The organism is Aurantiacibacter hainanensis (genome assembly GCF_036321025.1).
GTDB classification, from domain to species: domain Bacteria; phylum Pseudomonadota; class Alphaproteobacteria; order Sphingomonadales; family Sphingomonadaceae; genus Alteraurantiacibacter; species Alteraurantiacibacter hainanensis.
Genome location: NZ_JAZAPB010000001.1, coordinates 820,620 through 847,468 on the forward strand (window position 1 = coordinate 820,620; position 26,849 = coordinate 847,468).

Sequence of the window (26,849 nt, forward strand, 5' to 3'; positions counted from 1 at the left end):
GGAAATTTTGCACTATAGAGCCCGCCTTATGGACGCGACGAGCAACACCACTGAGCAAGAGGCCGCTGCCAATCCCGTGCAGCGTCGGCGCATTCACGCGCAAATTCCGGACGACAAGGCCATGCTGCGGGCGGCCGCCGAACTGACGCGCGATATCAATACCGCGCGCCCGGACATCTACTGGCCGGACATGATCGGCTCGGCCCTGCTTGGCTATGGCACGCTGGCGGGTGCGATCCTGGTGGAAAGCACCTGGCTGGCGGTGGCGCTGGGCATCGTCTCGGTCTTCGCGCTCTACCGCGCGCTGCTGTTCATTCACGAGATCACGCACCTTCACCGCGATGCCCTGCCGGGCTTCCGCACCGCGTGGAACCTGCTTGTCGGCATCCCGATGCTGACGCCCAGCCTGATGTACGAAAGCGTCCACACGCTCCACCACGCGCGCACCAAGTACGGTACGATCGAGGATCCGGAATACATGCCCCTGGCGCTGATGAAGCCCTGGAGCCTGCCGGTCTTCGTGCTGATCGCGGCGCTGGCGCCCATCGCACTTATCGTGCGCTGGGGCGTGATGGCCCCGCTCGGCCTGGTGTTTCCCCCGCTGCGGCGTTTCGCCTGGCAGCGGCTTTCGGCGCTTTCGATCAATCCCTCGTTCCGCCGCCGCCCGGCGGACGAGAAGGACCGGGGCTGGTTCCTGTTCCAGCAGATCGGCGCGAGCGTATGGGCGATATTCCTGATGACCACGCCGTTCTGGCTGGGCTGGCGGCCGCTGCTCATCGCCGCCGCAATCACGGCCGCCGTCGCGGTATTCAACCAGCTGCGCACGCTCGTGGCGCACCTGTGGGAGAACGACGGCGAGGCCATGACGGTGACGGCCCAGTATCTCGACAGCGTGAACGTTCCGCGCTTCATTGCCGGCATCTGGGCACCGGTGGGCCTGCGTTACCATGCCCTCCACCACCTGATCCCGTCCATGCCCTATCACTCGCTGCACGAGGCGCATCGCCGCATCAGCGCGCACCTGGGCGAAGGATCGACCTTTGCCGAGGCCAGTCATGGCGGCATGTGGCCGCTGGTGGGAAGGATCGCGCGCAGCACGATGGGGCGGCGCGAAAGTTGAGAACGGCTGGCTAGTCCAGCGTACAGATCATCGCACAACGCCGATCGCGCGGCAGCCCGGCGGCCACGGCCGCCTCGAGACCCGCGGCAAGCCGGGGATGGTCGCGCACCTGCTCCACCTCGACGAATCCGTGCCGGGCGTAGAAGGGCGCATTCCAGGCAACATCGCGAAACGTGTGCAGCGTGATGGCGCCGAAGCCTGCGTTTCGGGCGTCGATCTTGAGCGCGCGCAGGAGGGTCCCGCCGATACCCCGACGCTGGAAGGCAAGGGCGACGCTCAGTTCGTGGAGGTGTAATTCCCGCCCCGCCGGCCGCGCGGCGGCGACGCCCACGACTTCGTCATCGCAGGTGGCGGACAGGCTCTGGCGCTGGTCGATGATGGCTCGGTACTGCTCGGCGGTACGCGCAGGCGGCATGGCGATGCCCGCCAGCGAAGCATCCGAACCGAACAGGCGCGCGGCATCTTCCTCGACTTCGGCGAATTTCGGAGCGTCTTCGGAACGCGCCAGGCGCAGGGACCAGTCGAGGTCGCTCATTCCTCGGTGCGGATCAATACCGTCTCGCCAACCAGCAGGAACAGGAAGAACGGGGCCCAGGCTGCCAGCAGGGGCGGATAACCGCCGAAGCTGCCCATTGCGAGCGCGGCATTGTCGACCACGAAATAGGCAAAGCCCAGCGCCATGCCGATCACCGCGCGGGCAAACAGCTTTCCCGACCGCGCGAGGCCGAAGCCCGCAACGGCACCCAGCAGGGGCATGAGGACGGCGGAGAGCGGACCTGAGATCTTGTGCCACCACTTCGCCTCGAGCTCGCCGGTTCGCCTGTCCGCGCCCTGCAAGGCATCGATGCTGTCGGATAGTTCGGCCAGCGGCTGCCCGTCCGGGTCCACGCGGCGCAGTTCCACCTGCGAAATCTCCACGCCGGGAGCGACCACGACCCGGTCCAGCTGCTGCGTGGAGGCGCTGGCGACATTGAAGCTGGAGGCATCTTCGAGCAGCCAGCCAGGCGATGCGAAGCTGGCGCGATCGGCGGTCACCTGGCGGGTGATCATCCCGTCATCGTCGCGTTCGTAAAAGGTGACGTCGGTCAGCACCGTGTCCGTACCCGCGCCCGACAGCGTCGCCCCCATCAGCACGTCGTTGCCGTCGTTGAAATAGACATTGCTGCGCACCTGCCGGTCTTCGGGGATCGCGGCATATTCGACGTTTTCCCACGCCTTCAGCGTTGCCGTGGCGCGGGTGACGATGCGTTCGTTGAAGACGAATGAAATGGCCGCGACGACAACGCCCATCAAGAGAAGGGGCGCCAGGATCTGGTGCGCGGACATGCCGGCCGCCTTCATCGAGATCACTTCGGAGTTCTGGTTGAGCCCGGCCAGGGTGATGATCGTCGCCAGCAGCACGGAATAGGGCAGGAACCTCGCCACCAGCTGCGGACCTCGCAGGGAGGCATAGAGCCAGATTTCCGCGTCGCCATTGCCTTCGATGGCCAGGATGTCCCCGGTCTTGCCGAGCAGGTCCAGCATCAGCAGCACCAGCACCAGCATCGCCAGGACGGCGATGATCCGCATGGCGAACATCTTCGCGAGGTAGATCGTCAAGGTGCGTGACGGGAAGAAATCAAGCAGCATGGGGCATCGCTTCGTGATCCTCGTCCTGCATCTGCAAGTCGTCCTCCGGCACCAGGCCCCGCAGCTTGTCGCGGCCGACCAGCTTCTTCAGGCGGCGTGCGATCTTGGCGTAGAAGCTTTCCAGGAAGCCGATGGCCTGCCCGCCGGGCACGAAAGCCACCTGGTAATACATCCAGGCAATCAGCGCGAAGAGCACGGCAAACGGTCCCCAGAGGGCAAGGAACGGGTCTATGCGGCCAATCTCGGCCACCTCGGCCCCGTACTGGTTGATCTTGTGATAGGCGACCACGATCACGATCGACAGGAACACGCCGAGCGCCGACGTGCTGCGCTTGGGCGGTACGGCCAGCGCCACCGCCAGGAACGGCAGCATCAGCATCATCACCACCTCGACCATGCGATAATTGAAATTGGCCTGGCTTCCCACGCGCTCGTCGGCGGTACTGTCGGGGTTCCAGCCGATTTCCAGCAGTTCGGGCAGAATGTATTCGCGTTCGTCCTCGCCCCGGTCGCGGAACTGCTCGAGCGCGGGCAGGTCGATCGGCAGGTCGTGCTGGCTGAAACTGAGCACGCGGGGGCTGCCTTCGGGCACGCCGTGAACGATGACCCCGTCCATCAGCCTGAGGATGATCGTGTTGCGATCCTCACGGTTGGCGAGGAACCGCCCCTCACGGGCGGATATGGACAGCACCTGCCCCTGATCGTCGGCGACGCGCGCGAACACGCCCATCAATTGCCGGCCCTCGTCCTCGCTTCCCTCGATGCGCAAGGCCATCCGGTCCTCGATGGCGTTGAATTCGCCAACCTTGATCGATGCGCCCAGCGCGCCCGATCGCAGTTCGAATTCCATCTCCTCGTAGGCGAAGCGCGCCTGCGGCTGGATGTAGCCGACGATGGCGAAATTCACCGCGACGAGCGCGAAGGTGATCAGGAAAGGCACGCGCAGCAGCCGGGTGTAGGACCAGCCGACGGCGCGCATCACGTCCAGTTCGCTCGACAGCGCCAGCTTGCGGAAGGCGAAGAGGATGCCGAGCATCAGCCCAAGAGGAATGGCCAGTCCGGCGTATTCGGGCACGAGGTTCACCAGCATTTCGAAGACGACCCCGATGGGCCCGCCCTCGGTGCTGACGAATTCGAACAGCCGCAGCATCTTTTCCAGCAGCAGCAGGCTGGCCGCCAGAACGAACACGCCGATCATCGGCACGACCACGAGCCGGAAGATATATCGATCTGTGGCGGTAATGAAGCGGGACACGTGCCGTCTCGACGCTGCGGGATAATTTCAGTTCCCGCGGGCCTTAGCGGCAAATCGCCTCGCGGTCATGTATTGATTGGCTGGGTTAACGAACCGGCTCAGGCCTTTTCCAGCGTGCACTGCAATGGGTGCTGATTTTCGCGAGCGAAATCCATCACCTGGTTCACCTTGGTCTCGGCGACCTCGTAGGGGAATATGCCGCAGACACCGACGCCGCGCTGGTGGACGTGCAGCATCACCCGCGTCGCCTGCTCCAGGTCCATCCGGAAGAAGCGCTTGAGAACCATCACGACGAATTCCATCGGCGTGTAGTCGTCGTTCAGCAGCAGCACCTTGTACTGGCTGGGCTTCTTGGGCTTGGCGCGCGTCTTGGTGGCAACCCCGACCTGGCCCGCGCCATCGGCGTCGTCGCCATCCACGCCGCCCTCGTCGCCATCGTCTGCGGCACGGACGGACCAGCGCTGGGCGGTCAGGTTGTTGTCGAGGGCGTTCATTTCAGGCGCGAATATCGTATCAAATGGGCTGGCTGCAAGTCCGCGGCTGCAGATTGTCGGTTAGCATACGCGGTTAAGCGACGACACGTGGAGCCTGCACAGCATTCGGGCCGGACAGCATGGCTGCCCGGCCCGTCAACTGGTCGCCTTGGGAGAGGAGAGGTTAGGCGACCGGAGGAGAGCTCGCGAAGGTCTTAGGCGACCTTCGACATCTTTTCGGTGGCGACGTTCACGCGGCCGGTGATCGGCGCGACCACGTCGTTGGCCAGCTTCATCGTGGCGTCGGTATTCTTCGAGGTGGCGGCGATCATCGCATCGAAGTTGCGACGCATGATCTTGCCCTGCAGCTGGAACAGCTCGGTCGGGCTCTTCACGCCGGCCATTTCCTTGATGTCGGCAGTGGCGGTCTCGTAGGCGGTCTTCGCTTCGTCGGCGAAGGTCTGGCCCATGCCCTGCACGCCTTCGGCGAACAGCTTGCCACTCTCGACGACGGCTTCGACATTGCCCTTGGCGAACTCGGTCATCTCGGTCATCGCTTCGGTGCTCTTGTCATAGGCAGCCTGCGTACGAGCCTGCATTTCGTTGACGGCGCTGGTCATCGATTCAGTGATCTGAGCGGTATAGTCGAAGTTCTTGGTAGCCATGATTTTTTCCTTGAGCTGGGTAACTGACGGTTGGGTCTTGGTCGCCTTGGCGGTCTTGGCTGCGGGGGCCTTGGAGCGCTTGGCGGCGGGAGATTTCGCAGTAGCCGGCTTCTTGGCCGGAGCAGCCTTCTTGGCAGCTGCCTTCTTCGGCGCTGCCTTCTTGGCGGCTGGAGCCTTCTTCACCGGAGCCTTCTTTGCGGCGGCAGGCTTTGCCTCGCTCTTCGCCTCGGGCTGCTTCGCGGCCGGCTGGGCGGTTTCGCTGGCGGCAGCGGAAGTCTTCTCAGCACTGTCTTCGGTCTTGGACGTGGACTCTGCCATGTTTCCTCGCTTGCGTTTCGTAGCATCCTGAAGCCCTGATACTCTCTCGGGCCTCTTGCTGCACTGCACAAATAGTATTCTGCAGGCGCGAAGTCAAGGAAAAATGTTGCACTGCACCATAGCCCCGAGAACGGCCCGTTTCGGCCGTTTTAAGGGGCCTCAGCGCATCTTCACGAAGCGTCCTGGCGCGTCTTCCAGAGCCGGGTTCGACTTGCTGCCCGGCTTCCGCCGACCGGTTGCCTTCACCTTGCCGCCAGACTGCGCCTCCAGCCACTGCAGCCAGTCCGGCCACCAGCTGCCGGGATGCTCGGTCGCCCCCTCGACGAATTCCTCCAGCGAGGCGAATTCGCCGTCGTTCGTCCAGTACTGATACTTGTTCGCCTCGGGTGGGTTGACCACCCCCGCGATGTGCCCGCTTCCGGCCAGCACGAAGCGATTGGGGCCAGAGAAGTGCTTCAGCGCCTCGAACACGCTTTCCGGCGGAGCGATGTGATCCTCCCTGCCGGCCTGGATGTAGGTGGGCACCTTGATCCGGGTCAGGTCGATCGACGTGCCGCCCGCTCCCAGCGCGTCGGGCTGAACCAGCAGGTTGTCCCGGTAGAGGTCGCGCAGGTAGGCCGCATGCCATTTCGATGGCAGGTTGGTGACGTCGCCGTTCCAGTAGAGCAGGTCGAAGGCCGGATAGTCCTCGCCCAGCAGGTAGTGATTGACGACGTAGTTCCAGATCAGGTCGCTGCCCCGCAGCATGTTGAACGTGGCTGCCAGATAGCGTCCGTCGAGATAGCCGCCCTTGCTGGCCTGGCGGATGAACTCGAGCTTCCCCTCGTCGATGAACAGCTTGAGATCGCCTGCATGTTCGAAGTCGACCTGCGCGGTGAAGAAGGTTGCGCTCTTCACCTTGTCGCCCTCGCCGCGCCGCGCAAGGACAGCCAGCGTCGCCGCCAGCGTCGTGCCGGCGACGCAATAGCCGATGGTGTGGACACTGGGCACCTTCAGCCGCTCGCGAACAACGTCGATCGCCTCGATCTGCGCGAGAATGTAGTCGTCCCAGTCGACATCGGCCATGCTCTCGTCGGCCGATCGCCAGCTGACCAGCAGCACCGAAATGCCCTGCTCCACCGCCCAGCGCACGAAGCTCTTCTTCGCGCTCAGATCGAGGATGTAGAACCGGTTGATCCAGGGCGGGAAGATCAGCAGGGGCACGTCCATCACCTGCTCGGTCGAGGGCGTGTAATGGATGATCTGGAACAGCTTGCTCTCGTAGATCACCTTGCCCGGCGTGGTGGCGATATTCTCGCCCAGGGTGAACTTGCTGGTATCGGTATGCGTCAGCTGCCCTTTTTCGAGGTCGTGCGTCAGGCGCTCCAGCCCGCGAACGAGGTTCTCCCCTTGCGTTTCCACCGTGCGCTCCAGCACGACGGGGTTCATCAGCGGATAGTTGGCCGGGCTCATCGCATCGAGAACGCCCTTGGTGGCGAAGCGCAGGTTCTCCCGGTCCTCGCGCGACAGTCCTTCGGCGGAATCGATGCTTTCGGAAAGCCGCTGCGCGAACAGCAGATAGGTCTGGTGGATCAGGGCATAGACGGGCTGTTCGCGCCACGCCGGATCGGCGAAACGGCGATCCCGGAAGGGCAGTTGCGCTTCCTTCTTTTCCCCGTCCTGACGGTACTGCGCCAGCACGTCCTGCCACAGCTGCACCCCGTCGGCCCACAGCTTCTGCTGCCCCTCTGCATCCAGCAGGGGGTTAGCGGCGGACCACTTTCGCATCGCTTCCATCCAGCTTGCCGGATCGGTCAGCAGGGGAGCGGCGCGCTGGTCTTCGGGCAGGCAGAACTGCAACCAGGTCTCCTGGAATTCCATCAGCGCCTGCCCCATGGCGTCGATGGCGTTCTCGTCAGGCACGGAGTCGGCCGCCTGCGGCGCTATCGTCTGCATCATCTGACGCGCGGCCTCGCCCTGAATGCGCAGCATTTCGGTGAAGATGTCGGCGGCCTCTTCGCCGCTCTTGGTGTCTTTCGCCATGGCCTGGCCCTTATAGGGAAGTTTGCGGCAATTGGGAGACGCGTTCGGGGAACGATTGCCAAAGCGACCATTTTCAGGGGAGAAGCGCAGCTGCGTTGCGCTCCGCCGGGCTTTCAGCCAGATAGGCGGCACTCCACACGAGCCACACCCGAAAGAAGGAACAGATGGACCAGCAATTCTACCGCATCAAGCGCCTCCCGCCCTACGTCATCGCCGAAGTCAACGCGATGCGAGCGGCCGCGCGTGCGGAAGGGCGGGACATCATCGACCTGGGCATGGGCAATCCCGACCTGCCCCCTCCGCAGCACGTGATCGACAAGCTTTGCGAGGTGGCGCAGAAGGCCGACGCTCACGGCTATTCGCAGTCGCGCGGCATCCCCGGCCTGCGCAAGGCCCAGGCCAATTATTACCAGAACCGCTTCGGCGTCGATATCGACCCGGAGACAGAGGTCGTCGTCACGCTGGGGTCGAAGGAAGGGCTGGCCAGCCTCGCCACGGCGATCACCGCGCCGGGCGATACGATTCTGGCGCCCAACCCCAGTTATCCGATCCACACCTTCGGCTTCATCATCGCCGGTGCCTCGATCCGCAGCGTGCCGACCACGCCCGATGCGCGCTATTGGGAGGAGCTGGAGGCGGCGATGAACTTCACCGTGCCGCGGCCCACCATCCTGGTGGTCAACTATCCCAGCAACCCGACGGCCGAAGTGGTCGATCTGGCGTTCTACGAACAGCTCGTCGACTGGGCCAAGTTCCACAAGGTCTGGCTGCTGTCCGACCTCGCCTATTCCGAGCTCTACTACGACGGCAAGCCGACGCCCTCGATCCTTCAGGCCAAGGGCGCGAAGGACGTGGCGGTGGAATTCACCAGCCTTTCCAAGACCTATTCGATGGCCGGTTGGCGGATGGGCTTCGCCGTGGGCAACCCCACGCTGATCTCTGCCCTGTCGCGCGTGAAGAGCTACATCGACTACGGTGCCTTCACTCCGATCCAGGCGGCGGCCTGCGCGGCGCTGAACGGTCCGCAGGACATCGTCGAGAAGAACCGCAACCTCTATCACAAGCGGCGTGACGTGATGGTGGAAGCCTTCGGCCGCGCGGGCTGGGAAATCCCGCCCCCGCCCGCCAGCATGTTTGCATGGGCACCGCTTCCCGAACCGCTGAAGGACATGGGCAGCCTGGAATTTTCCAAGCAGCTGCTGACCAAGGCCGAAGTCGCGGTGGCGCCCGGCGTAGGCTACGGAGAGGACGGCGAGGGCTATGTCCGCATCGCCATGGTCGAGAACGAGCAGCGGCTGCGCCAGGCGGGCAGGAACATCAAACGCTATTTCCAGGACATGGGGATGGAAATCCCCTCGACCTGAGGCCGCCGCGCGGCCTGTTGTTGCCTGAATGGTGGCAAACCCGGATTGATAAGGTGCCCGAATGCTGCTGCCTTGCCGCACGGGCAGGGTAGGAAAACACGCATGGCCGTTTTCGGCTGGATAGCTGGCGAGGACGCTCCTCCCGCACGGTGGGATCTGCGCCGCGCGGGCTGGACGCTATGCGCCGGGCGCGACGGGTGCCGGGCCGAATGTCGGCACGTGCTGATCTGCGATACCCGCCTCCTCGACATGTCAGGCCGCCTGGCCCTCGCGCAGGCGGACCGCCCTGCCTGGCGCCTGATCCTGCTCGGGGTCGAGGACGCCGCCGAGCGTGGTCGCCTGTTGTCGATGGGATGCGCAGAAGCGCTTTCCGGAGATACCGGTCTGCACGAACTGGAGGCACGCTGTCGGCGGGTGACGGACATGTTCGGCATGCTCCCCCGATGGCGGGACGTCGGCCCGCTCACGCTCGACCTGTTCCATCGCGATGCCAGATCCGGCCAGCGCTGGCTCGGCCTCCACCCGCGCGAGTTCAGCCTGTTGTGGAGGCTGGCCGATACGCCAGGCCAGCGCGTCAGCCGCAGGCAACTTGTCGCCGATGTCTGGCGACTCAATCACGAGCCGGAAACCAACAGCGTGGAAGTCCACGTATCCAGATTGCGCGCCAAACTGGCGGCGGCAAAATGCGATTCGCTGGTCGAGACGGCTCCTGAAGGCGGGTATCGCCTGGCCGATCCGCGACCCTTCATGCTGCCGGTAACGCCGGTGCAGGCCGATGCGCTGGACGAATACCTTCGCGACCTGGGGTGGACCGGCGCAAAGGTGTGATACGCCCCGCTATGTTGGGGCTGGCGCAGCGGCGCGTTGGCGTTTAGTCTCCCCCGGACAAAATCAATAAGGGAGAGAACCGCAATGGCGAGCACGCCCGAAGGCAGCAATGGCCGCACGCTGGACATTGCCAAATTCCTGGGAGACGTGCGTCCGACGCGGTTCTCGCTGGGCGGGCGCAGCGTCACCCTGCCGTTCAACGGCTTTCAGCTGCGCATCCTGATCCTGTGCAGCCTCGTCACCTTCTTCGACGGGCAGGATTTCACCGCCCTTCCCTACGCTCTCCCCTACATCCGCGACGAGTGGGGCATCAGCGACGACATGACCGCCTATGTCACCATGGCCGCATTCGTCGGGCAGATGATAGGTTCGCTGTTCGGGGCCTATCTGGGTGACGTGTTCGGACGGCGCCCCGTCATCATCGTCTGCACCGTCGGCAGCGCCATCCTCACCACGCTGGTGGGCTTCGCCACGACTCCCGAGATGCTGATCGGCCTGCGCTTCATTTCCGGCCTTGCCATTGGCGGGCTTCTCGCCCCGGTGTGGGCCCTGAGTATCGAGAGCATGCCCAAGTCCATGCGCTCCACCTCGGTCACCGTCATCATGCTCGGTTTCAGCTTCGGTGCTTCCTCTGCTGCGCCGATCGCCAACTGGACCGCGCCCTACCTCGGGTGGGAGGGCATCTTCTGGGTATGCGGCGCGATGACCGGCGTGTTCGCCATCGTCCTGTATTTCATGCTGCCCGAAAGCGCGCGCTGGATGGTTGCGAAGGAAAAGCCGCGCGCGAAGATCGTGCCCATGCTCTCGCGCTTCGATCCGGGATATGAGGTTCAGGCCTACGAACGCTTCGAACTGTCTGACGAGCGCAAGGCCACGACCAGCGAGAACCCGTTGCTGAAATTCCGCGAACTGTTCCAGGGCGCGCTGCTGATCGTCACCCCGCTGATCTGGTTCGCCTACTTCTTCTCCAGCATCGCGATCTACCTGAAGAATGCCTACGGCGTCCTGTTCATGGAGGCGCTGGGCATCGCGCGAACCGATGCCGCCTGGCTGGCCGCGGCCAGCGGCATGGCGGGTGCCATCGGCGGCGTGGTGCTGCTGGCGCTGACGGAAAAGCGTGGACCGGGCTGGATCGCCTCCGCTCCGCTGATCGGGATCCCGATCGTGCTGGTCGTCGGCTTCGGTTTCGTCACCGGCGGCTGGCCCTTGGCCGGAATGCTGCTGGTCGGCGCTATCTTCGTGGGCGCGGGCCATGCAGCGGTGATCTCCATCACCAGCATCTATTACCCCAGCGCGGTGCGCAGCTTCGGCGGGGGCTGGGCCAGCTTCATGGCCAAGTTCGGTGCCGTCGCCGCGCCTTGGATCGGGGCGACCGCGGGCTTCCTCCAGGGGGCGCAAGGTGCACGGGAAGGCTATGTCTTCACCGCCGCCTGCCTGCTGGGGATCGTGATCTGCGTGCTGGCCCTCGCCTACTACGCGCGCGGCCTGAAGCAGTCCGACATTCCTGCCGCCGCCCAACCAGCAGAATAGGATCACCCAACCATGGTCGAATTGCGCTCGCTCGCCGCGAACAACCCCGGTCGCCGTGCCAACTGGAAGGCCCTGGGCCTGTCGAAGGAGGACATGGAAAAGCCCAAGATCGCGGTGGTGAACAGCTCCAGCGAACTGGCGATATGCTATGCCCACCTCGACGGCATCGCCCAGATGGTGAAGGAGGAAATCCGCAAGGCAGGCGGCGTGCCTTTCGAGGTGCGCACCTCCGCCCCCAGCGATTTCATAACCGGCGCGAACAAGGCAGGTAGCTACATCCTGGCCGGGCGTGACATCATCGCCAACGACATCGAGGTGCAGGTCGAAGGCGCCCTGCTGGACGGCATGATCTGCCTCACCAGCTGCGACAAGACCCCGCCGGGTCACCTGATGGCGGCGGCCAGGCTGAACATTCCCACCATCCTGGTCATCGGCGGCTATCAGCAGGCGGGCGAGATCGACGGCGAACCGGTGGACGTGGAAGACGTGTGGTCGGGCCAGGTCGGCGCGATCTTCGGCAAGGAACCCAAGTTCCCCATTCCCGACATGGCCGAGAACGCGATAATGGGCCCGGGCGTGTGCGCCGGCATGGCCACGGCCAACACCATGCACTCCGTCGTGGAGGCGCTCGGCATGTGCCTGCCGGGCAATGCCCCCGTGCGCGCGAACAGCCCCAAGATGCAGGCCAATGCCCGCGCGGCGGGGCGGCGGATCGTGGAAATGGTGAACGAGCAGCTGCTGCCGCGCGACATCATGACGCCTGCCGCGTTCCGCAACGCGGTTGCCACCCTGCTGGCCGTCGGCGGCTCGATCAATGCCATCAAGCACTTGCAGGCCACGGCCATCGAAGCCGATAACGGCGTCGACGTGTTCGCCCTGATGGAGGAGTTCAGCGACGTTCCCCTGCTCTCCCCCGTGCGCCCGACCGGCGCGGTGCGGATCGAGCAGTTCGAGGATGCGGGCGGTGCGCGCGCCGTATTGAAGCGCCTGCAATCCCGCATCAATCCCGAGGCCTTGACCTGCACCGGCAAGACGCTGGCCGAGAACCTGTCGGACTACGAGATCGAGAGGCCGGAGATCATCCAGTCGCTGGACGAACCGTTCAGCGAAGGGCCGACCATTGCCATCCTTTCCGGCAGCTTCGCCGATACCGCCGTGGTGCGGCTGGGTATTCGCGACGGCAGCCGACCGGAAGAATTCACCGGCACCGCCCGCGTGTTCGAGGACACGCAAAGCTGCATGGCGGCGATCGAGGCAGGCGAGATCAAGGATGGCGACGTCGTGATCACCCGCAACCAGGGCCTGAAGGGCGGCCCGGCCATGGGCGGCGGCGCGTCGCTGATCCTTTTCGCGCTCGATGCCGCGGGCCTTGCCAAGACCACCGCTTTCGTCACCGACGGACAGCTCTCGGGCCTATGCCTGAAAGGCCTGACGGTCGCCGAAGTCTCTCCCGAGGCGGCCGAGGACGGTGCGCCCATCGGCCTCGTGCGCGACGGCGACACGGTAAGCGTCTCCGTGAGGAACCGCCGGCTGGACCTCGACGTACCGGCGGAAGAACTCGCCAGGCGCGAGGGCCCTGGACTGCGGACCGAGGCGACGGGCTACCTCTCCAACTTTCGTGAGTCGGTGCGTCCCATGCGCACCGGCGGGGTCCTGCTGCCGGAAAGGGACTGAGCCATTTTCGAAGTCGGAGTTTAGGTATATACGATTAGCCGGGTCGCCATGCGGGGGGATGGCAGATGGCTACGCAATCGTCCGAGTTCTACGTCAAGCCACCGCCAGGAATTGGCGCCTTGGTCGATCGCTGGATCTTCTTCGGCATGGCCGGCCTGTTCTTGCTTACGGTCCTGGTCGGCTTCGTTCCCAATTCGATCAGCATCCTTGGGGAAGTCGGGGCCGGTCTTCGCCCCGCTCTGCCGCCCGCCCTGCACGCACACGCCCTGCTGATGGGAAGCTGGCTGCTTCTGCTGCTGGCGCAGACTTGGCTGATGGCGACAGGCAGGAAGGGACTGCACACGAAATTGGGCATTGCGGCATTTGCCGTGGTGCCTGCCATGATTGTCGCCGGCATCATCGTCGTCCCGACCATGATCGAGTACAACTGGGCGCGGATGGCAATGGCTCCGCCCGATGCGGATCCTGCGCAATTCCATGTCCTGTCCAGATTCCTGCTGAGCGTGTTTGCATTGCAGATTGCCGTCGGTCTGCTGTTCGCAACTTTCGTGGGCATCGGCCTTGCCGCCCGAAAGCGCGATCCCGGCATGCACAAGAGGATGATGATCCTCGCCACGGCGGTGCCGCTGGCGGCAGCCATCGACCGGATGGCTTTTCTCCCGACCACCTATCCCTTCAGCGCCCTTTCACCGCCCCTGTACACGGTGCTGTGGATCAGCCCGATGCTGGCGTGGGACCTGGTCCGCAACCGCCGATGGCACAGGGCCTATACGATATGGTTCGCCATTTTCGTGCCGACTGCGATGCTTGTCGAACTCCTGTGGTGGCATCCTGCCTGGCTGGAATTCTCCGCCGGAATTTTCGGCGTGGACCTCCCCGCCTAGCGCCCCATCAGTCCTTCGAGCCGGCTCAGAACCGTTTCGTGGAGCGGCGCCTCGAAGGCGATTCCTGCACGGCCATCTTCCGCCCATACGAGGTCGCCAGGAAGGGCCGAGAGGCCCGGCAAGGTCACCAGCACGCGTTCGCCGGGGCGAGCAGCGGACCCGTGGAAATCGACCATGCAGCCACCGGCGGAAATATCGAGAACCTGCAAGTCGATGGAGCCGCCACTCTTGGCGCGAACCTTCACCCGAACAATGTCCGCGTCTTTCTGCTGCATAAGCCCTGCCGCCATCTGTCCTGATCCTTCCGGGTGCCAGGGCGAGCCTAGCGACGAGGTCTTTACCGCAAGGTTACCGGCAAGCCGGTTTCAGCCCCTATTTTCGGAATGGCCTCGCCAGGTCTATTCGGCAGGCACCTTGCTGGCATTGCGAACGGCGGCGACCGCCTCATCGTCGTGCAGGTGCGCGCCCTGTTCGCGCAGGATCTTGCGGATGGCATCGACATCAACCGCCCGCGGCTGAATACCCTGGTCCGCCGCCAGTGCCGCACCCACGCCAGCCGCATGGCCGGTCAACCAGCATTGCGGGATTTCGCGCATGAAGCCGTGGCTGTTGGCATCGCAGCTGATATGCCGCCCGCCCACCAGCAAGCCGTCCAGAGCGCGCGGCACGATGCTGCCGTAGCCTACCGAAACCACCGGGAACTTGGGGCTCAGCGAGGGCGAGACGCCGATTTCGTCGGGCATCGGATCGGCATCGCCCCAGCTTCCGCGCTCGACCCGGCCAACCCCGGCCAGCCGGCGCGTATGGCGCACCCCAAGCTGGCTGGCGCTCTGCAGTGAATAGACATTCTCGAAACCCGGCGCATGGCGGCGGAAGAACTGGCAGTGCCCTTCCATCAGCCGGTGGCTGCGGATTTCCACCTCGGTCTGGTCGTCCACGTCCAGCGCGGAAAGCCCACTCTGCCGCGGGCCGAGGAACAGCGCGATGTCGGGCCGCCAGCTGACATAGGGCGTCTGGAAATAGCCCAGCTCCTCGCGCCCGCGCTCCATGAACTGGCGCAATTCGTCGGGATGGTGGACCTTCCAGTCGATCCAGCGATCCATGTCCACGCCGCCCAGCACCCAGCCGGTGTTCATCGAGTGGTGGACGTCGCCTTCCTCGATGTCGTCCTCGTATTCGGCGCCCGCGCGGGCGAACATGTCGCCGTCGCCGGTGGTGTCGATCACGACCTTCGCCATCAGGGCGTTACGGCCCATCTTGCTTTCGAACACGGCCCCCTTGGCCACCCCGTTCTCCACCAGCGGGCGTGCGGCCCATGCGTGAAAGACGATGCGCACACCGGCTTCCAGCAGCATTTCCTGGTTGTTCAGCTTCATCCGCTCAGGGTCCAGCGTGGGCGCCCATTGCACGATGCCGTGAAAGGCCGTGGTGCGCTGCCCCCAGTATCCGGCCTTGACCTTGTCCTGGCTTCCCCAATCCTCCCGCGGCGGTCCGGCGACCCCTTCCGGCGGCATGCGGTCGATGAAGTGGCGCGCGAAGCCCTGGATTACGTGATTGCCCTGCCAGTCGGTCATGCGGTCGATCCACATGACGAGGCCGCCTGTCGAAAGCCCGCCAAGGCAGTTGTAGCGTTCCAGCAGGCACACGTCCGCGCCAGCCTTCGCCACGGCCCAGGCAGCCGCGCATCCGGCAGGGCCGCCGCCGATCACGGCGACGTCGCACTTGTGGTAGATGTCGATATCGCGCGCATCCTCGCGTACGGTTCCGCTGCCGTTCGGCGGCGGCAGGTTGCGTTTGTCGCTCGAGAAGACGTCGGAGCCAAGGAAGCGTTCTTCCTTGTGCCCCTCGATCCGCTGCATTTTCGGCTTGTCGTCGGCCATGTCCGCACCTGTCGTTGCTATCGCGGCCAGATGCCTACTTCATCATCGTTGACTTCGTCCAGAGATACCCCGCACGACTGTACGGCCTCGCCCACGGTCCGATGGAAATGGCAGACACCTGGATCGAGCTTGCGCAGCTTGTCGAGCACCGGCGCATGGGTCTCCGCGAAATGGACCGACATGTCGGCCAGTTCCAGGCGCTCCACCAGCCGGCGCAGCATGGCAAGTCCGCTGGCATCGACGCTGTTGACCGAGCGCATGTCGAGCACGATGCATTCGAGCTCGTCGTGGCGGTTCATCAGCTTGAAGATCTGCTCTTCCACGAATTCGGCATTGGCGAAATAGATCGATCGGTCGATCCGTATGCCGAGCACCGGCAGCGTGATGATCTCCACGTCGTCGCGGTCGACCGACCGGAACGAGGCTCCGCCGTCGTCGCTGCCGATCCTCGTCACACGCGGCACGGACGAAAACCACAGGAAATGGATGACTCCGGCTGCCGCGCCCATGGCAAGGCCCAGCCGCACACCGAAAAGCAGCGTTGCCGCGAAGGTCACGGCGATGATCAGCGCCTCGATGCGGTCGTGCCGCCATACGGCGCGGATGGCGCGTGGCTTTATCAGGCCGAAGACCGCGCTGATCACGAGGGCCGCCAGCGCCGTTCGCGGCAGGTAGGCCAGCAGCGGCGCGAGAAACAGTATCGTGGCCAGCACCACCAGGGCCGCCACCACGGAAGCGATCGGCGACCGTGCGCCGCTCTCCTCCACCAGCGCCGACCGGCTGAGGCTGGCGCCAACGGCATAGCCGCCGGTGAGAGCAGCAACGAAATTGCCCGCGCCAAGCGCCACGGCTTCGCGACTTGTGTCGAGGCCGCTTCGATCCGAACCCGCCAGCGACTTGGCGACGGCCGTGGCAGTGACGAAGACGATGATGGCGACGGCAAGGCTGGACGGGGCAAGCGCCAGCCACATGCTCGCGGCTCCCAGTGATGGCATGCTCGGCAGGCCGGGCTCGATCGCAGAGACCTTGGCGATCTCGCCGCCGATATACGTCGCTGCGACTGCGGCGCCGACGATCACCAGGAAAGGCAGGGACTTGGCGAGGGCCTGGCGCCAGGGGGGACGCACGCCGATCTTCCACAACAGCGGCGCGGCGAACTGGTTGATCAGCACCAGCAGCACCAGCGCAGCCCCGCCCACGAGAGTAGTTGGAAGGTCGAGGCTGGGCAGGCCCCTCCACAACCCGGCAATCGCTCCCGGGAGATCGCCTTCTCTTTCGGTCTCGAGACCAAGCAGGGTGGGCAGCTGGCTGGCAGCGATCAGCACGGCAGCGGCGGCGGTAAAGCCAAGCAGCGCCGGCTCGCTGACGAAATTCACCAGTCTGCCCAGGCCGATGGCACCCACCAGAAACAGCATCAGCCCCGCCTCGATGGCGATGATGGTGACGACCGACATCGCGTCTCCGCCAATTGCGCCGCTGGCTTCGGCAACGATCAGCGAGACCAGCGCGACCGGTCCGACTGAGACATACTGACTCGTTCCGAAAATGGCGTAGAGCACAGGCGGCGTCATCGCGGCGAACAGGCCCGTTTGCGGGGGCAGGCCTCCCAGCTGCGCATATGCCATGGCCTGCGGCACCAGCAGGATCGAGAGAATCAGCCCGGCGATGCCATCCTTCGCCAGCGCGCGGCCGCCGTAATCTTTCAGCCAATCGAGCCTAGGAATGATCGCCTTTCCCGCCATGTCCCTCCTCTGCCCCTTGCAGCCAACGGATATTTCTTCGCTCGATCAATGCACGAAGCAGTCCTTCGGCACCCGCCCCTCGCCGAAGAAAGGATTGCGTTGCCGCAAACAAGCCGCTAGTTGGCCGCCCTTCCGGCCCGATGGCGGAGTGGTTACGCAGAGGACTGCAAATCCTTGCACGCCGGTTCGATTCCGGCTCGGGCCTCCATCGCCTCCTGTTCCCCGTTGCCGACAGGCGATGGTGGCATTAAGGGGCTGCGCTGGATGCCGCTTTAGCTCAGTTGGTAGAGCACATCATTCGTAATGATGGGGTCACAGGTTCGAGTCCTGTAAGCGGCACCAGAGCTTTCCCGACAGATAGGCAAGCACGTCCGCCCGAGGACTGCCGGACCGCCTGCTCACCCCGCGCTTGCTGCGCTGTTCAAGACCCTGGTTGCTGAGTTTCTTGGCTTGATCTGGGAGGTAAGATAATCTCGCGTGCGCGCAGCGACCCAGATTGCGCCCGGCCGGGGGAAATACAGATGCGTCTAGCTTGCCTTTTGTCGGTGGTTGTCCTCACGTTCTTCAGCAGTCCCGCGATCGCGGAGGATTGGGCCGAGCGCGCGGAAAGGCACACGTTCGAGTTGCGCGATTTCACCTTTCACACGGGTGAAACGCTCCCCTCGGTTACGATGAATGTCTACACGCTGGGGGAGCCGCAGCGGGACGCAGCCGGGCGGATCGCCAACGCCGTCATGCTTCTGCACGGAACTGGCGGTAACGGTCGATCGCTCCTGCGACCGTCATTCGGTGACGAGTTGTTCGGTCCGGGGCAGCCGCTGGATATCGGACGTTACTATATCATCTCGCCCGACAATCTGGGTCACGGAGACAGTTCGAAACCCAGCGACGGTCTGCGGGCCCAGTTTCCTCGTTATGACTACGACGACATGGTTCTCGCCCAGTACAGGATGCTGACCGAAGGTCTCGAGGTCGACCGGTTGGAATTGATCCTGGGCACATCGATGGGGTGCATGCACAGCTTCATCTGGGGGCCGGACTATCCAGGTTTCGCTCGCAGACTTGTTCCGCTGGCTTGCAACGCGATCGAGATAGCGGGGCGGAACCTGGTATTTCGTCAGATGGTAATCGACGGCTTCGAAAGCGATCCCGCCTATGCCAACGGGAATTACCGCGATCCGGCCGATCTCATCCAGGGGCAGCGAACCTACGCGAACGGGTCGGTCGTGGCCGGCAGCAATCCCTACCGTCTGCAGGCGCAATATCCGACGCGTGAAGGCGCCGTCGAATATCTGCAGGAGACCGTCAGCCGGAGGCTGGGCAACCCATCCGACCCGAACGATACGATTTACCAGTTCGCCGCTTCGAGGAACTACGATCCCTCTTCCCGGCTGGCAGAGATCACCGTGCCCGTCCTCTGGATCAATTCGGCTGACGATTTCATCAATCCTCCCGGACTCGGCAATCCCGAGGGACTTGCCGAGCGGATGCCGAACGCAGAGTTCGTGCTCATTCCCGCGAGCGAGGACACGCGGGGGCATGGAACGCATACCTATCCGGAATTCTGGAAGGCCGAGCTTTCGGAATTCCTGGCGCGGAATCCATAATCCTTTCCGCGTCCTGCGCGCGGACTGCCTGACATAGGTCTCGGCCGGTTGTCAGCTGAAGCCCTCGCAGGCTTCGCGAGATTGCGTCTTCCCGAGCCTTCGTCATTCGAGACGAGTGTGGCCCGGCCGTCGGGCCACGCGGCGCTCTCATTTCCGGCTGGCGACGATGTGGTTGAAGTTTGCGGGAACGATGGGTGCCTCCAGCGTCTTACATAAGCAGGCCCCAACCCGTTTTACCGATAGAGATGCCTTTGCAGCTGGACAGCCACCGCTTTCGTAACGTTTCCTACAGGACTGCAGGAGCAGCCGTTGCGCAGGACGAGATTGGCCAGGCAGATGGCAAGCTAGGTACCGGTGCTCTCCAGATCAGCGCCCACGACGGAATTTCCGGCCTTTCATCTGCGGTGCGCGGGCCGCAGACCCCCTCCCTCCTCACGCAAAACGGTACATGCCAATGACGCAATCCAAGCCCATCGCCGGAACAGCCAAACGCCAGTCCACTAGCGGGCTGCGCGACCTCCCACGGTTGGTGCTGGAGGATCTGACCCCGTCGGTGGAAGGGGGACAGTTCCCCGTCAAGCGGGTGGTGGGCGATGAGGTGCAGGTTGAGGCCACGCTTTTCGGCGACGGCCACGAACAGCTGGCCGCCGAACTGCAGTGGCGCGCGGTCGACGAGAAGAAATGGCAGCGCGCCCCGATGGAAGCCCTTGCGAACGATCGCTGGAGCGGCGCCTTCCCGCTCGATCGCCTGGGACGCTACGAATATGCCATCGAGGGCTGGCTCGATCGCTTCGGCGGTTTCCGCCGCGACTTCCGCAAGAAGCTGGATGCTGGCGTCGCTCAGGCGGTGGAACACGCCGAGGGCCGTCAGCTGGTCGAGGAGGCCGCCGCGCGCAGCAAGGGCAAGCTGGCGACCGCTCTCAAGAAGCGGCTCGCGGCCCTGGAAAAGGCCAGTGACGAGGAGAGCGCACGCCTGCTGCTCGACGATGATCTCGCGGGGCTGATGCACGAAGCCGATGACCGGCCGCATGCGATCCGCTCGGCTCCGCAACCCGTAGACGCCGAGCGCGTCGCCGCACGCTTTTCGAGCTGGTACGAGCTCTTCCCCCGCTCGATGACCGACGACAAGGCGCGCCACGGCACTTTTGCCGACGTGATCGACCATCTGCCGCGCGTGCGGGACATGGGTTTCGACACGCTCTATTTTCCGCCGATCCACCCCATCGGCCGCATCAACCGCAAGGGACCGAACAACACGCTGACGCCCGAGGAAGGCGACCCCGGCAGCCCCTATGCCATAGGCAGCGCGGAAGGCGGGCACGATGCGATCCATCCCGAGCTGGGCACGTTCAAGGATTTCGACAGGCTGGTGAAAGCGGCGGCCAAGCACGGGCTGGAGATCGCGCTCGACTTCGCGATCCAGGCCGCGCCCGACCATCCCTGGCTCGAGGAACATCCCGGCTGGTTCGCCTGGCGGCCCGACGGCAGCATGAAGTATGCCGAGAATCCGCCGAAGAAGTACCAGGACATCGTGAACGTCGATTTCTACGGTCCGGACGCGGTGCCCGGCCTTTGGGAGGCGCTGCGCGACGTGATCCTGCTGTGGGTCGGGCACGGGGTGAAGACCTTCCGTGTCGACAATCCGCACACCAAGCCCCTGCCGTTCTGGGAATGGATGATCGGCGAGGTGCGGGCAAAGCATCCCGACGTCATCTTCCTTTCGGAAGCCTTCACCCGTCCGACGATGATGTATCGCCTCGCCAAGGTCGGCTTCAGCCAGTCGTACACCTATTTCACCTGGCGCAACGAGAAGCACGAGCTGATGGATTACATCACCGAGCTGACGAGCGAGGCGCCGAAGGATTTCTACCGCCCGCATTTCTTCGTCAACACGCCGGATATCAACCCGGTCTTCCTGCAGAAGGGCGGACGACCCGCACACCGCATCCGCGCCGTTCTGGCCGCGACGCTATCGGGCCTGTGGGGCGTCTATTCGGGCTTCGAACTGTGCGATGCCACGCCGCTGGGGCCCGACAAGGAAGAGTATCTCGACAGCGAGAAATACGAGATCCGCCCGCGCGAATGGCGCACTTCTCGCGATATCGTGGATGACATCACCCGGCTTAACGAGCTGCGCCGGGCCTATCCCGCGCTGCAGACCCATCTCAACACGCGGTTCTATCTCGCGCACGACGACAGCATCATCCTCTACGGCAAGCCCTCGCCCGATGGATCGGAAATGATCCTCGTCATGGTCAGCCTCGATCCGCACTATCCGCACGAATGCGATTTCGAAGTGCCGCTGTGGGAGTTCGGCCTGAGTGACGATGCCTCGATCGCAGTTGAGGACCTGTTCGGCGGCTATCACTTCGAATGGCACGGAAAGTACCAGCACATTGCGCTCGACCCCGACGAGCCCTTCCGCGTCTGGCGCCTGACCAAGCCGGGAGAGGCCGCATGAACAAGCACACAGCCCCAAGCACCATGGCCGCCACCGTCACCGGGTCCGAAGATCCCTACTGGTACAAGGACGCGGTGATCTACCAGCTCCACGTGAAGAGCTTCTTCGATTCCAACAATGACGGGATCGGAGATTTTGCGGGGCTGATGGAGAAGCTTGATTACGTCGCCGATCTCGGCGTCACGGCGATCTGGCTCCTGCCCTTCTATCCCAGCCCGCGCCGCGACGACGGCTACGATATCGCCGAATATCGCGACGTTTCTCCCGACTACGGCACGATCGAGGAAGCAAGGGCATTCGTCGAGGCCGCCCATGAGCGCGGCATCCGGGTGATCACCGAACTGGTGATCAACCACACCAGCGATCAGCACCCGTGGTTCCAGGCGGCCCGCAAGGCCCCTCCCGGCAGCCCCGAGCGCGACTTCTACGTCTGGTCGGATGACGACAAGCTCTATTCGGGCACACGGATCATCTTCCTCGATACGGAGAAATCGAACTGGACCTGGGACGAGGAAGCGGGCGCCTATTTCTGGCACCGTTTCTATTCGCACCAGCCCGATCTGAATTTCGAGAATCCGAAGGTGCTCGAGGAAGTGCTCTCCGTCATGCATTTCTGGCTCGACGCCGGAATCGACGGGCTGCGCCTCGACGCCATTCCCTATCTGATCGAGCGCGACGGCACCTCGAACGAGAACCTGCCCGAAACGCACGACGTGCTGAAGAAAATCCGCCAGGACCTCGATGCGCACTACGAAGGCAAGATGCTGCTGGCAGAGGCCAACATGTGGCCCGAGGACACGCAGGCCTATTTCGGCGGCGAGCCCGATGGCATCAGCGAGGAATGCCACATGGCGTTCCACTTCCCGCTCATGCCGCGCATGTACATGGCCGTGGCGCAGGAAGACCGTTACCCGATCACCGACATCATGCGCCAGACGCCCGACATCCCGGAGGATGCGCAGTGGGCAATCTTCCTGCGCAACCATGACGAGCTGACGCTGGAAATGGTCACCGATGCCGAGCGCGATTACCTGTGGAACACCTATGCCGCGGATCGCCGCGCACGCATCAATCTCGGCATCCGACGCCGCCTTGCTCCGCTGATGGAGCGCGACCGGCGACGGATCGAACTGATGAACGCGCTGCTGCTGACCATGCCGGGCACGCCGGTGCTGTATTACGGCGACGAGATCGGCATGGGCGACAACATCTTCCTGGGCGACCGGGACGGCGTGCGCACGCCGATGCAGTGGTCGCCCGACCGCAACGGCGGCTTTTCCAAGGCCGATCCAGCGGCGCTCAGCCTGCCGGTCATCCAGGATCCGCTCTACGGTTACGAGGCGGTGAATGTGGAGGCTCAGGAGCGCGACCGGCATTCGCTGCTCAACTGGATCAAGCGGATGCTGGCGGTGCGCAAGGAACACCAGGCTTTCGGGCGCGGCACGCAGACCTTCCTGCGCCCGCGCAACCGCCGTATCCTGGCCTATCTGCGCCGGCACGATGACGAAACCATCCTGTGCGTCGCCAATCTCAGTCGCACGGCGCAGGCAGTGGAACTGGATCTGCACGAGATGGAAGGCCGCACGCCGGTGGAGCTTTCGGGCGGCACGGCCTTCCCCAAGGTCGGCCAGCTGCCCTACATGCTCACCCTTCCCCCATATGGCTTCCTGTGGTTCGAACTCACCGAAGAGACGGATGCGCCCGATTGGTCATCCGCCGCGCCGGGTGCCGAGGTCGAGAGGCACACCTTCGTATTGCGGCCTGACCTGGCCGATGTGACCAAAGGCGCCAACGGCAAGGTCCTGCGGCGCGACATCCTGCCCGATTACCTGCCCCATCGCCGCTGGTTCGGCGCCAAGGACGAGGCAATCAAGGCAGTCGAATTTCTCGCGGTGACGCCCATGCCCGGCAACGACGATCTGCTGCTTAGCGAGATCGCCGTCACCACTTCCGGCGGCACGGCGCGCTATTCCCTTCCGCTGGGTATTGCCTGGGAAGGCGAGCAGCACGGTCCCTTTGCCTCCAACCTCGCGATTGCCCGGGTCCGGCGCGAGCGAAGCGTCGGCCTTCTGACCGACGGTTTCTCGCTTGGCGAATTCGCGCAATCGGTGCTGACCGGCATGCGCGACGGGTCCGTCGTGCCGACTGAAGATGGCGAGTTGCGATTCGAGGCGACCGACCGGTTCGATATCGATCCGAAGGCCGAGCCCGAATGGATCGCGGCCGAACAATCCAACAGCACCATGATCGTGGGCAGCAAGGCGGTGCTCAAGCTGCTGCGCAAGCTCGCGCCGGGGATCCACCCCGATGCCGAAATGGTGCGCTATCTGGCCGATCACGGCTTCGAGGCCGTGCCGCCGATCCTGGGCACGGTGAAGCGTGTCGAGAATGGCGAAGAGACATTGGTGATGATGGCCCAGGCCTTCGTCTACAATCAGGGCGACGGCTGGCAGTGGACGCTGGGATCGCTCGAACGCCTCGCCACCGACACCGACTGGAGCTTTTCCAACTACCGCAACTTCGCCACCAATCTCGGTCGGCGCCTGGCGCAGATGCACGAGACGCTGGCGCGCAAGACGGACGATCCTGCCTTTGCGCCGGAGCCGCTCGACAAGTCCGGCGTGCAAGCCCTGGCCGAACGGATCGGCAGCGAACTCGATCGCGCAATCGCGCGGCTGGGCGATGGGCACGATCTGGCCGACAAGGCCTCGGCCCTAAAGTCGCGCATAGCGGAGGTGGCGAATTCCGCGATCGGCACGCCGCGCACGCGCATCCACGGCGATCTGCACCTGGGGCAGGTATTGGTCACCGGCAGCGACGTGATGATCATCGATTTCGAGGGGGAGCCGACCCGTCCGCTGGCCGATCGTCGTGGCAAGGATATCCCGCTGCGCGACGTGGCCGGGCTGGTCCGGTCCTTCGATTACGCCGCGGCCGTTGCCGAGCGCACTCGCCCAGCCGCAGCCGACACCTGGGAGGCCCGCGCCGAAGAAGGCAACGCGATGTTCCGCTCGCGCGCCATCGACGCCTTTCTCGAAGGGTATGGCTTTACCACCGAAGGCGCGCGCGATCCGCTGCTAGACCTCTTCATTCTCGAAAAGGCGGCGTACGAAGTATCGTATGAAGCCGCCAACCGGCCCGACTGGATCGAGGTGCCCGCCGCGGGCCTCACCCGGGCTGCTGACAGACTGCTTTCCGGAGATGCCAATTGACCGTTCATGACGATATTCTGAGTTCGGCCGCGGCAGCCCTGTTCGAAGGGCGCCTCGACGACCCGTTCGCCCTGCTCGGCCCACATGCATCGGAAGGGGGCACGCTAGTGCGCACCTTCCAGCCGGGAGCCGAGAAAGTGGAGCTCGTGACTCGCAAGAAGGCCGCATCGCGCGGCACGCTAGACGAGGTCGGCCCCGGACTGTTCGTCGGCAAGCTCGCCAAGAAAGGCGACTATGCGCTGCGCATCACTTGGCCGGGCGGGGTGCAGCAGATCACCGAGGATCCCTATTCCTTCGGCACGGTGCTTTCCGACTACGACCTGCACCTGTTTTCCGAAGGGCGCCATCTCGAACTGGCGCGCGTTTTCGGGGCTCAACCGACCGAGATCGACGGCGTTTCGGGCGTGGCCTTTTCGGTCTGGGCGCCCAATGCACGCCGCGTTTCGGTGGTCGGCGAATTCAACACCTGGGATGGCCGACGCCACCCGATGCGCCTGCGGCATTCGGCAGGCGTGTGGGAGCTGTTCGTGCCGAGGCTCGGCACCGGCGAACTCTACAAGTTCGAGATTGTCGGAGCGGACGGCAGCATGATCCAGAAAGCCGATCCGCTGGCCCGCGCGACCGAGGTTCCGCCCGGCACCGCGTCCATCGTCGCGCCCAGGCCCGAATTCGACTGGTCGGATGACGACTGGATGGCAAGACGCGCCGCCCGTCAGGCTCCCGACGCGCCGATTTCCATCTACGAAGTCCATGCCGGATCGTGGATGGCGGACGAGGACGGCGCGCCGCTCGACTGGCGCGGGATGGCGGACAAGCTGGTTTCCTATGTCGCTTCGATGGGGTTCACCCACGTCGAGCTGCTGCCGATCATGGAACATCCGTTCGGCGGTTCGTGGGGTTATCAGCCGCTCTCGCAATTCGCGCCTTCGGCTCGTTTCGGCGATCCTGCCGACTTCGTCCATTTCGTCGACAGCTGCCACCAGGCTGGCATCGGCGTGATCCTGGACTGGGTGCCTGCCCATTTCCCGACCGACGCGCACGGTCTCGCCCACTTCGACGGCACGCATCTCTACGAACACGCCGATCCCAAGGAAGGGTTTCATCAGGACTGGAACACGCTGATCTACAATCTGGGGAGGCAGGAGGTCTCGGGTTTCCTGCTCTCATCCGCGATCTGGTGGCTGGAGGCGTTCCATATCGACGGACTGCGCGTGGATGCGGTCGCGTCCATGCTGTATCGCGACTATTCGCGCGAAGCCGGAGAGTGGGTGCCCAACGTCCACGGCGGGCGCGAGAACCTGGAGAGCGTCGCGTTCCTCAAGGCGATGAACGAGGCCGTGGCCGAGAGATGCCCCGGCGCGATCACCGTGGCCGAGGAATCGACCGCATGGCCCGGCGTGAGCGCGCCGGTGGCTGACGGCGGGCTGGGTTTCAACTACAAGTGGAACATGGGCTGGATGCACGACACGCTGCAATACATCGAACATGATCCGGTCCACCGCAAATGGCACCACGGGGAACTGACCTTCCCGATGGTCTATGCCTTTTCCGAGAAATACGTCCTGCCGATCAGCCATGACGAGGTGGTGCACGGCAAGGGATCGCTGTGGGCCAAGATGCCCGGCGATCGTTGGCGCAAGTTCGCCAATCTGCGCGCCTACCTCGCCTTCATGTGGATGCATCCCGGCAAGAAGCTGCTGTTCATGGGCTGCGAACTCGGCATGGAAAGCGAGTGGAACCACGACCAGCCGCTGCCCTGGCATCTGCTGGAGCAGGGCGAGCACGCCGCGGTCCAGCAACTGCTGCGCGATCTCAACCGGCTCTATACCGACGAGCCGCCCCTGCACGCGCGCGATTGCGATCCGGGCGGTTTCCAGTGGATCGTCGGCGACGATGCGGAAAACAGCGTTTTCTCCTTCGTTCGCTGGGGTGCAGGCGGGGAGCCGATCGTGGCCGCGTTCAACATGACGCCGAACCCGCTTCACGACTATCGCATGGGCCTGCCGCGCGCGGGCAAGTGGGGCGAGGTGCTGAATACCGACGCGCAGGATTACGGCGGCGGGAACATTGGCAACAGCGGCGTTGTCGAGGCGGATGAGGAAGGGCTGCACGGCCAGTCTGCCTCGGCCTCGCTTACCCTGCCACCGCTCGGCGCGATCGTCCTCAGCCCGGCAAGCAGCTAAGA

19 protein-coding genes and 2 tRNA genes are annotated in these 26,849 nt (G+C 64.3%); 12 read left to right on the plus strand and 9 right to left on the minus strand.

What is annotated here, in order from left to right:
• Positions 1-28 precede the first annotated feature (28 nt).
• A complete protein-coding gene (locus AAA989_RS04080) occupies positions 29-1,120 on the plus strand; it encodes a fatty acid desaturase family protein (RefSeq protein WP_338241321.1) in 1,092 nt (363 codons plus the stop codon).
• 10 nt (positions 1,121-1,130) lie between these two features.
• On the opposite strand, the gene AAA989_RS04085 is transcribed toward AAA989_RS04080, so the two are convergent.
• From AAA989_RS04085 to AAA989_RS04110, 6 genes are all read right to left on the minus strand, one after another.
• Positions 1,131-1,655 carry a GNAT family N-acetyltransferase gene (locus AAA989_RS04085; protein WP_338241322.1) on the minus strand — a complete coding sequence of 175 codons (525 nt, stop codon included), beginning with the start codon at positions 1,653-1,655 and terminating at the stop codon, positions 1,131-1,133.
• Entirely contained in the window at positions 1,652-2,749 is a 1,098-nt protein-coding gene (lptG, locus tag AAA989_RS04090) for an LPS export ABC transporter permease LptG (RefSeq protein WP_338241323.1), read from the minus strand. Before lptG ends, AAA989_RS04085 begins: the two co-directional genes overlap by 4 nt.
• Complete coding sequence (locus AAA989_RS04095) at positions 2,739-4,004, minus strand: LptF/LptG family permease (RefSeq protein WP_338241324.1); 1,266 nt, start codon at positions 4,002-4,004, stop codon at positions 2,739-2,741. Before AAA989_RS04095 ends, lptG begins: the two co-directional genes overlap by 11 nt.
• Positions 4,005-4,102: 98 nt before the next feature.
• Positions 4,103-4,498, minus strand: coding sequence for an ATP-dependent Clp protease adapter ClpS (gene clpS, locus AAA989_RS04100; protein WP_338241325.1), 396 nt, complete (start codon positions 4,496-4,498; stop codon positions 4,103-4,105).
• A 194-nt stretch (positions 4,499-4,692) separates the two neighbouring features.
• A complete protein-coding gene (locus AAA989_RS04105; RefSeq protein ID WP_338241326.1) occupies positions 4,693-5,460 on the minus strand; it encodes a phasin family protein in 768 nt (255 codons plus the stop codon).
• Positions 5,461-5,619: 159 nt separating this feature from the next.
• A complete protein-coding gene (locus AAA989_RS04110) occupies positions 5,620-7,482 on the minus strand; it encodes a PHA/PHB synthase family protein (protein WP_338241327.1) in 1,863 nt (620 codons plus the stop codon).
• Between the two features lie 164 nt (positions 7,483-7,646).
• Here AAA989_RS04110 and AAA989_RS04115 point away from each other — a divergent pair, with 164 nt between their 5' ends.
• The 5 genes from AAA989_RS04115 (at position 7,647) to AAA989_RS04135 (ending at position 13,762) form a co-directional block, all read left to right on the plus strand.
• Positions 7,647-8,846: an LL-diaminopimelate aminotransferase gene (locus AAA989_RS04115; RefSeq protein WP_338241328.1), complete on the plus strand. Its 1,200-nt coding sequence runs from the start codon at positions 7,647-7,649 to the stop codon at positions 8,844-8,846.
• A 102-nt stretch (positions 8,847-8,948) separates the two neighbouring features.
• Positions 8,949-9,674 (plus strand): winged helix-turn-helix transcriptional regulator, encoded by a 726-nt coding sequence (locus AAA989_RS04120; RefSeq protein WP_338241329.1) that lies wholly within the window; start codon positions 8,949-8,951, stop codon positions 9,672-9,674.
• A gap of 84 nt (positions 9,675-9,758) precedes the next feature.
• Complete coding sequence (locus AAA989_RS04125) at positions 9,759-11,204, plus strand: MFS transporter (protein WP_338241330.1); 1,446 nt, start codon at positions 9,759-9,761, stop codon at positions 11,202-11,204.
• Positions 11,205-11,216: 12 nt separating this feature from the next.
• Positions 11,217-12,878, plus strand: a complete 1,662-nt coding sequence (locus AAA989_RS04130; RefSeq protein WP_338241331.1) for a dihydroxy-acid dehydratase domain-containing protein — start codon at positions 11,217-11,219, stop codon at positions 12,876-12,878.
• A 65-nt stretch (positions 12,879-12,943) separates the two neighbouring features.
• Complete coding sequence (locus tag AAA989_RS04135) at positions 12,944-13,762, plus strand: hypothetical protein (RefSeq protein WP_338241333.1); 819 nt, start codon at positions 12,944-12,946, stop codon at positions 13,760-13,762.
• Here the strand turns inward: AAA989_RS04135 and AAA989_RS04140 are convergent.
• From AAA989_RS04140 to AAA989_RS04150, 3 genes are all read right to left on the minus strand, one after another.
• The gene (locus tag AAA989_RS04140) at positions 13,759-14,052 is read right to left on the minus strand and encodes a PilZ domain-containing protein (protein ID WP_338241334.1); all 294 of its coding nucleotides are present in this window, start codon (positions 14,050-14,052) and stop codon (positions 13,759-13,761) included. The genes AAA989_RS04135 and AAA989_RS04140 overlap by 4 nt on opposite strands.
• 108 nt (positions 14,053-14,160) lie before the next feature.
• Complete coding sequence (locus AAA989_RS04145; protein WP_338241335.1) at positions 14,161-15,642, minus strand: FAD-dependent oxidoreductase; 1,482 nt, start codon at positions 15,640-15,642, stop codon at positions 14,161-14,163.
• 17 nt (positions 15,643-15,659) lie between these two features.
• Complete coding sequence (locus AAA989_RS04150) at positions 15,660-17,384, minus strand: SulP family inorganic anion transporter (protein WP_338241336.1); 1,725 nt, start codon at positions 17,382-17,384, stop codon at positions 15,660-15,662.
• 134 nt (positions 17,385-17,518) lie between these two features.
• Here AAA989_RS04150 and AAA989_RS04155 point away from each other — a divergent pair.
• From AAA989_RS04155 to glgB, 6 genes are all read left to right on the plus strand, one after another.
• Positions 17,519-17,592: transfer RNA gene (locus AAA989_RS04155), tRNA-Cys, on the plus strand.
• 58 nt (positions 17,593-17,650) lie between these two features.
• Positions 17,651-17,726: transfer RNA gene (locus tag AAA989_RS04160), tRNA-Thr, on the plus strand.
• 179 nt (positions 17,727-17,905) lie between these two features.
• Positions 17,906-18,991 carry an alpha/beta fold hydrolase gene (locus AAA989_RS04165; RefSeq protein ID WP_338241337.1) on the plus strand — a complete coding sequence of 362 codons (1,086 nt, stop codon included), beginning with the start codon at positions 17,906-17,908 and terminating at the stop codon, positions 18,989-18,991.
• Between the two features lie 454 nt (positions 18,992-19,445).
• Complete coding sequence (locus tag AAA989_RS04170) at positions 19,446-21,452, plus strand: alpha-1,4-glucan--maltose-1-phosphate maltosyltransferase (protein ID WP_338241338.1); 2,007 nt, start codon at positions 19,446-19,448, stop codon at positions 21,450-21,452.
• Positions 21,449-24,664: a maltose alpha-D-glucosyltransferase gene (treS, locus tag AAA989_RS04175; RefSeq protein WP_338241339.1), complete on the plus strand. Its 3,216-nt coding sequence runs from the start codon at positions 21,449-21,451 to the stop codon at positions 24,662-24,664. Before AAA989_RS04170 ends, treS begins: the two co-directional genes overlap by 4 nt.
• Positions 24,661-26,847, plus strand: coding sequence for a 1,4-alpha-glucan branching protein GlgB (glgB, locus tag AAA989_RS04180; RefSeq protein WP_338241340.1), 2,187 nt, complete (start codon positions 24,661-24,663; stop codon positions 26,845-26,847). Before treS ends, glgB begins: the two co-directional genes overlap by 4 nt.
• The last annotated feature ends 2 nt before the right edge of the window (positions 26,848-26,849 follow it).

Excerpts from the sequence above, each read along its gene's own strand:
- AAA989_RS04080 (WP_338241321.1), top strand. The coding sequence starts at position 29 with ATGGACGCGACGAGCAACACCACTGAGCAAGAGGCCGCTGCCAATCCC.
- AAA989_RS04085 (WP_338241322.1), bottom strand. The coding sequence starts at position 1,655 with ATGAGCGACCTCGACTGGTCCCTGCGCCTGGCGCGTTCCGAAGACGCT.
- lptG (WP_338241323.1), bottom strand. The coding sequence starts at position 2,749 with ATGCTGCTTGATTTCTTCCCGTCACGCACCTTGACGATCTACCTCGCG.
- clpS (WP_338241325.1), bottom strand. The coding sequence starts at position 4,498 with ATGAACGCCCTCGACAACAACCTGACCGCCCAGCGCTGGTCCGTCCGT.
- AAA989_RS04105 (WP_338241326.1), bottom strand. The coding sequence starts at position 5,460 with ATGGCAGAGTCCACGTCCAAGACCGAAGACAGTGCTGAGAAGACTTCC.
- AAA989_RS04110 (WP_338241327.1), bottom strand. The coding sequence starts at position 7,482 with ATGGCGAAAGACACCAAGAGCGGCGAAGAGGCCGCCGACATCTTCACC.
- AAA989_RS04115 (WP_338241328.1), top strand. The coding sequence starts at position 7,647 with ATGGACCAGCAATTCTACCGCATCAAGCGCCTCCCGCCCTACGTCATC.
- AAA989_RS04120 (WP_338241329.1), top strand. The coding sequence starts at position 8,949 with ATGGCCGTTTTCGGCTGGATAGCTGGCGAGGACGCTCCTCCCGCACGG.
- AAA989_RS04125 (WP_338241330.1), top strand. The coding sequence starts at position 9,759 with ATGGCGAGCACGCCCGAAGGCAGCAATGGCCGCACGCTGGACATTGCC.
- AAA989_RS04130 (WP_338241331.1), top strand. The coding sequence starts at position 11,217 with ATGGTCGAATTGCGCTCGCTCGCCGCGAACAACCCCGGTCGCCGTGCC.
- AAA989_RS04135 (WP_338241333.1), top strand. The coding sequence starts at position 12,944 with ATGGCTACGCAATCGTCCGAGTTCTACGTCAAGCCACCGCCAGGAATT.
- AAA989_RS04140 (WP_338241334.1), bottom strand. The coding sequence starts at position 14,052 with ATGGCGGCAGGGCTTATGCAGCAGAAAGACGCGGACATTGTTCGGGTG.
- AAA989_RS04145 (WP_338241335.1), bottom strand. The coding sequence starts at position 15,642 with ATGGCCGACGACAAGCCGAAAATGCAGCGGATCGAGGGGCACAAGGAA.
- AAA989_RS04150 (WP_338241336.1), bottom strand. The coding sequence starts at position 17,384 with ATGGCGGGAAAGGCGATCATTCCTAGGCTCGATTGGCTGAAAGATTAC.
- AAA989_RS04165 (WP_338241337.1), top strand. The coding sequence starts at position 17,906 with ATGCGTCTAGCTTGCCTTTTGTCGGTGGTTGTCCTCACGTTCTTCAGC.
- AAA989_RS04170 (WP_338241338.1), top strand. The coding sequence starts at position 19,446 with ATGACGCAATCCAAGCCCATCGCCGGAACAGCCAAACGCCAGTCCACT.
- treS (WP_338241339.1), top strand. The coding sequence starts at position 21,449 with ATGAACAAGCACACAGCCCCAAGCACCATGGCCGCCACCGTCACCGGG.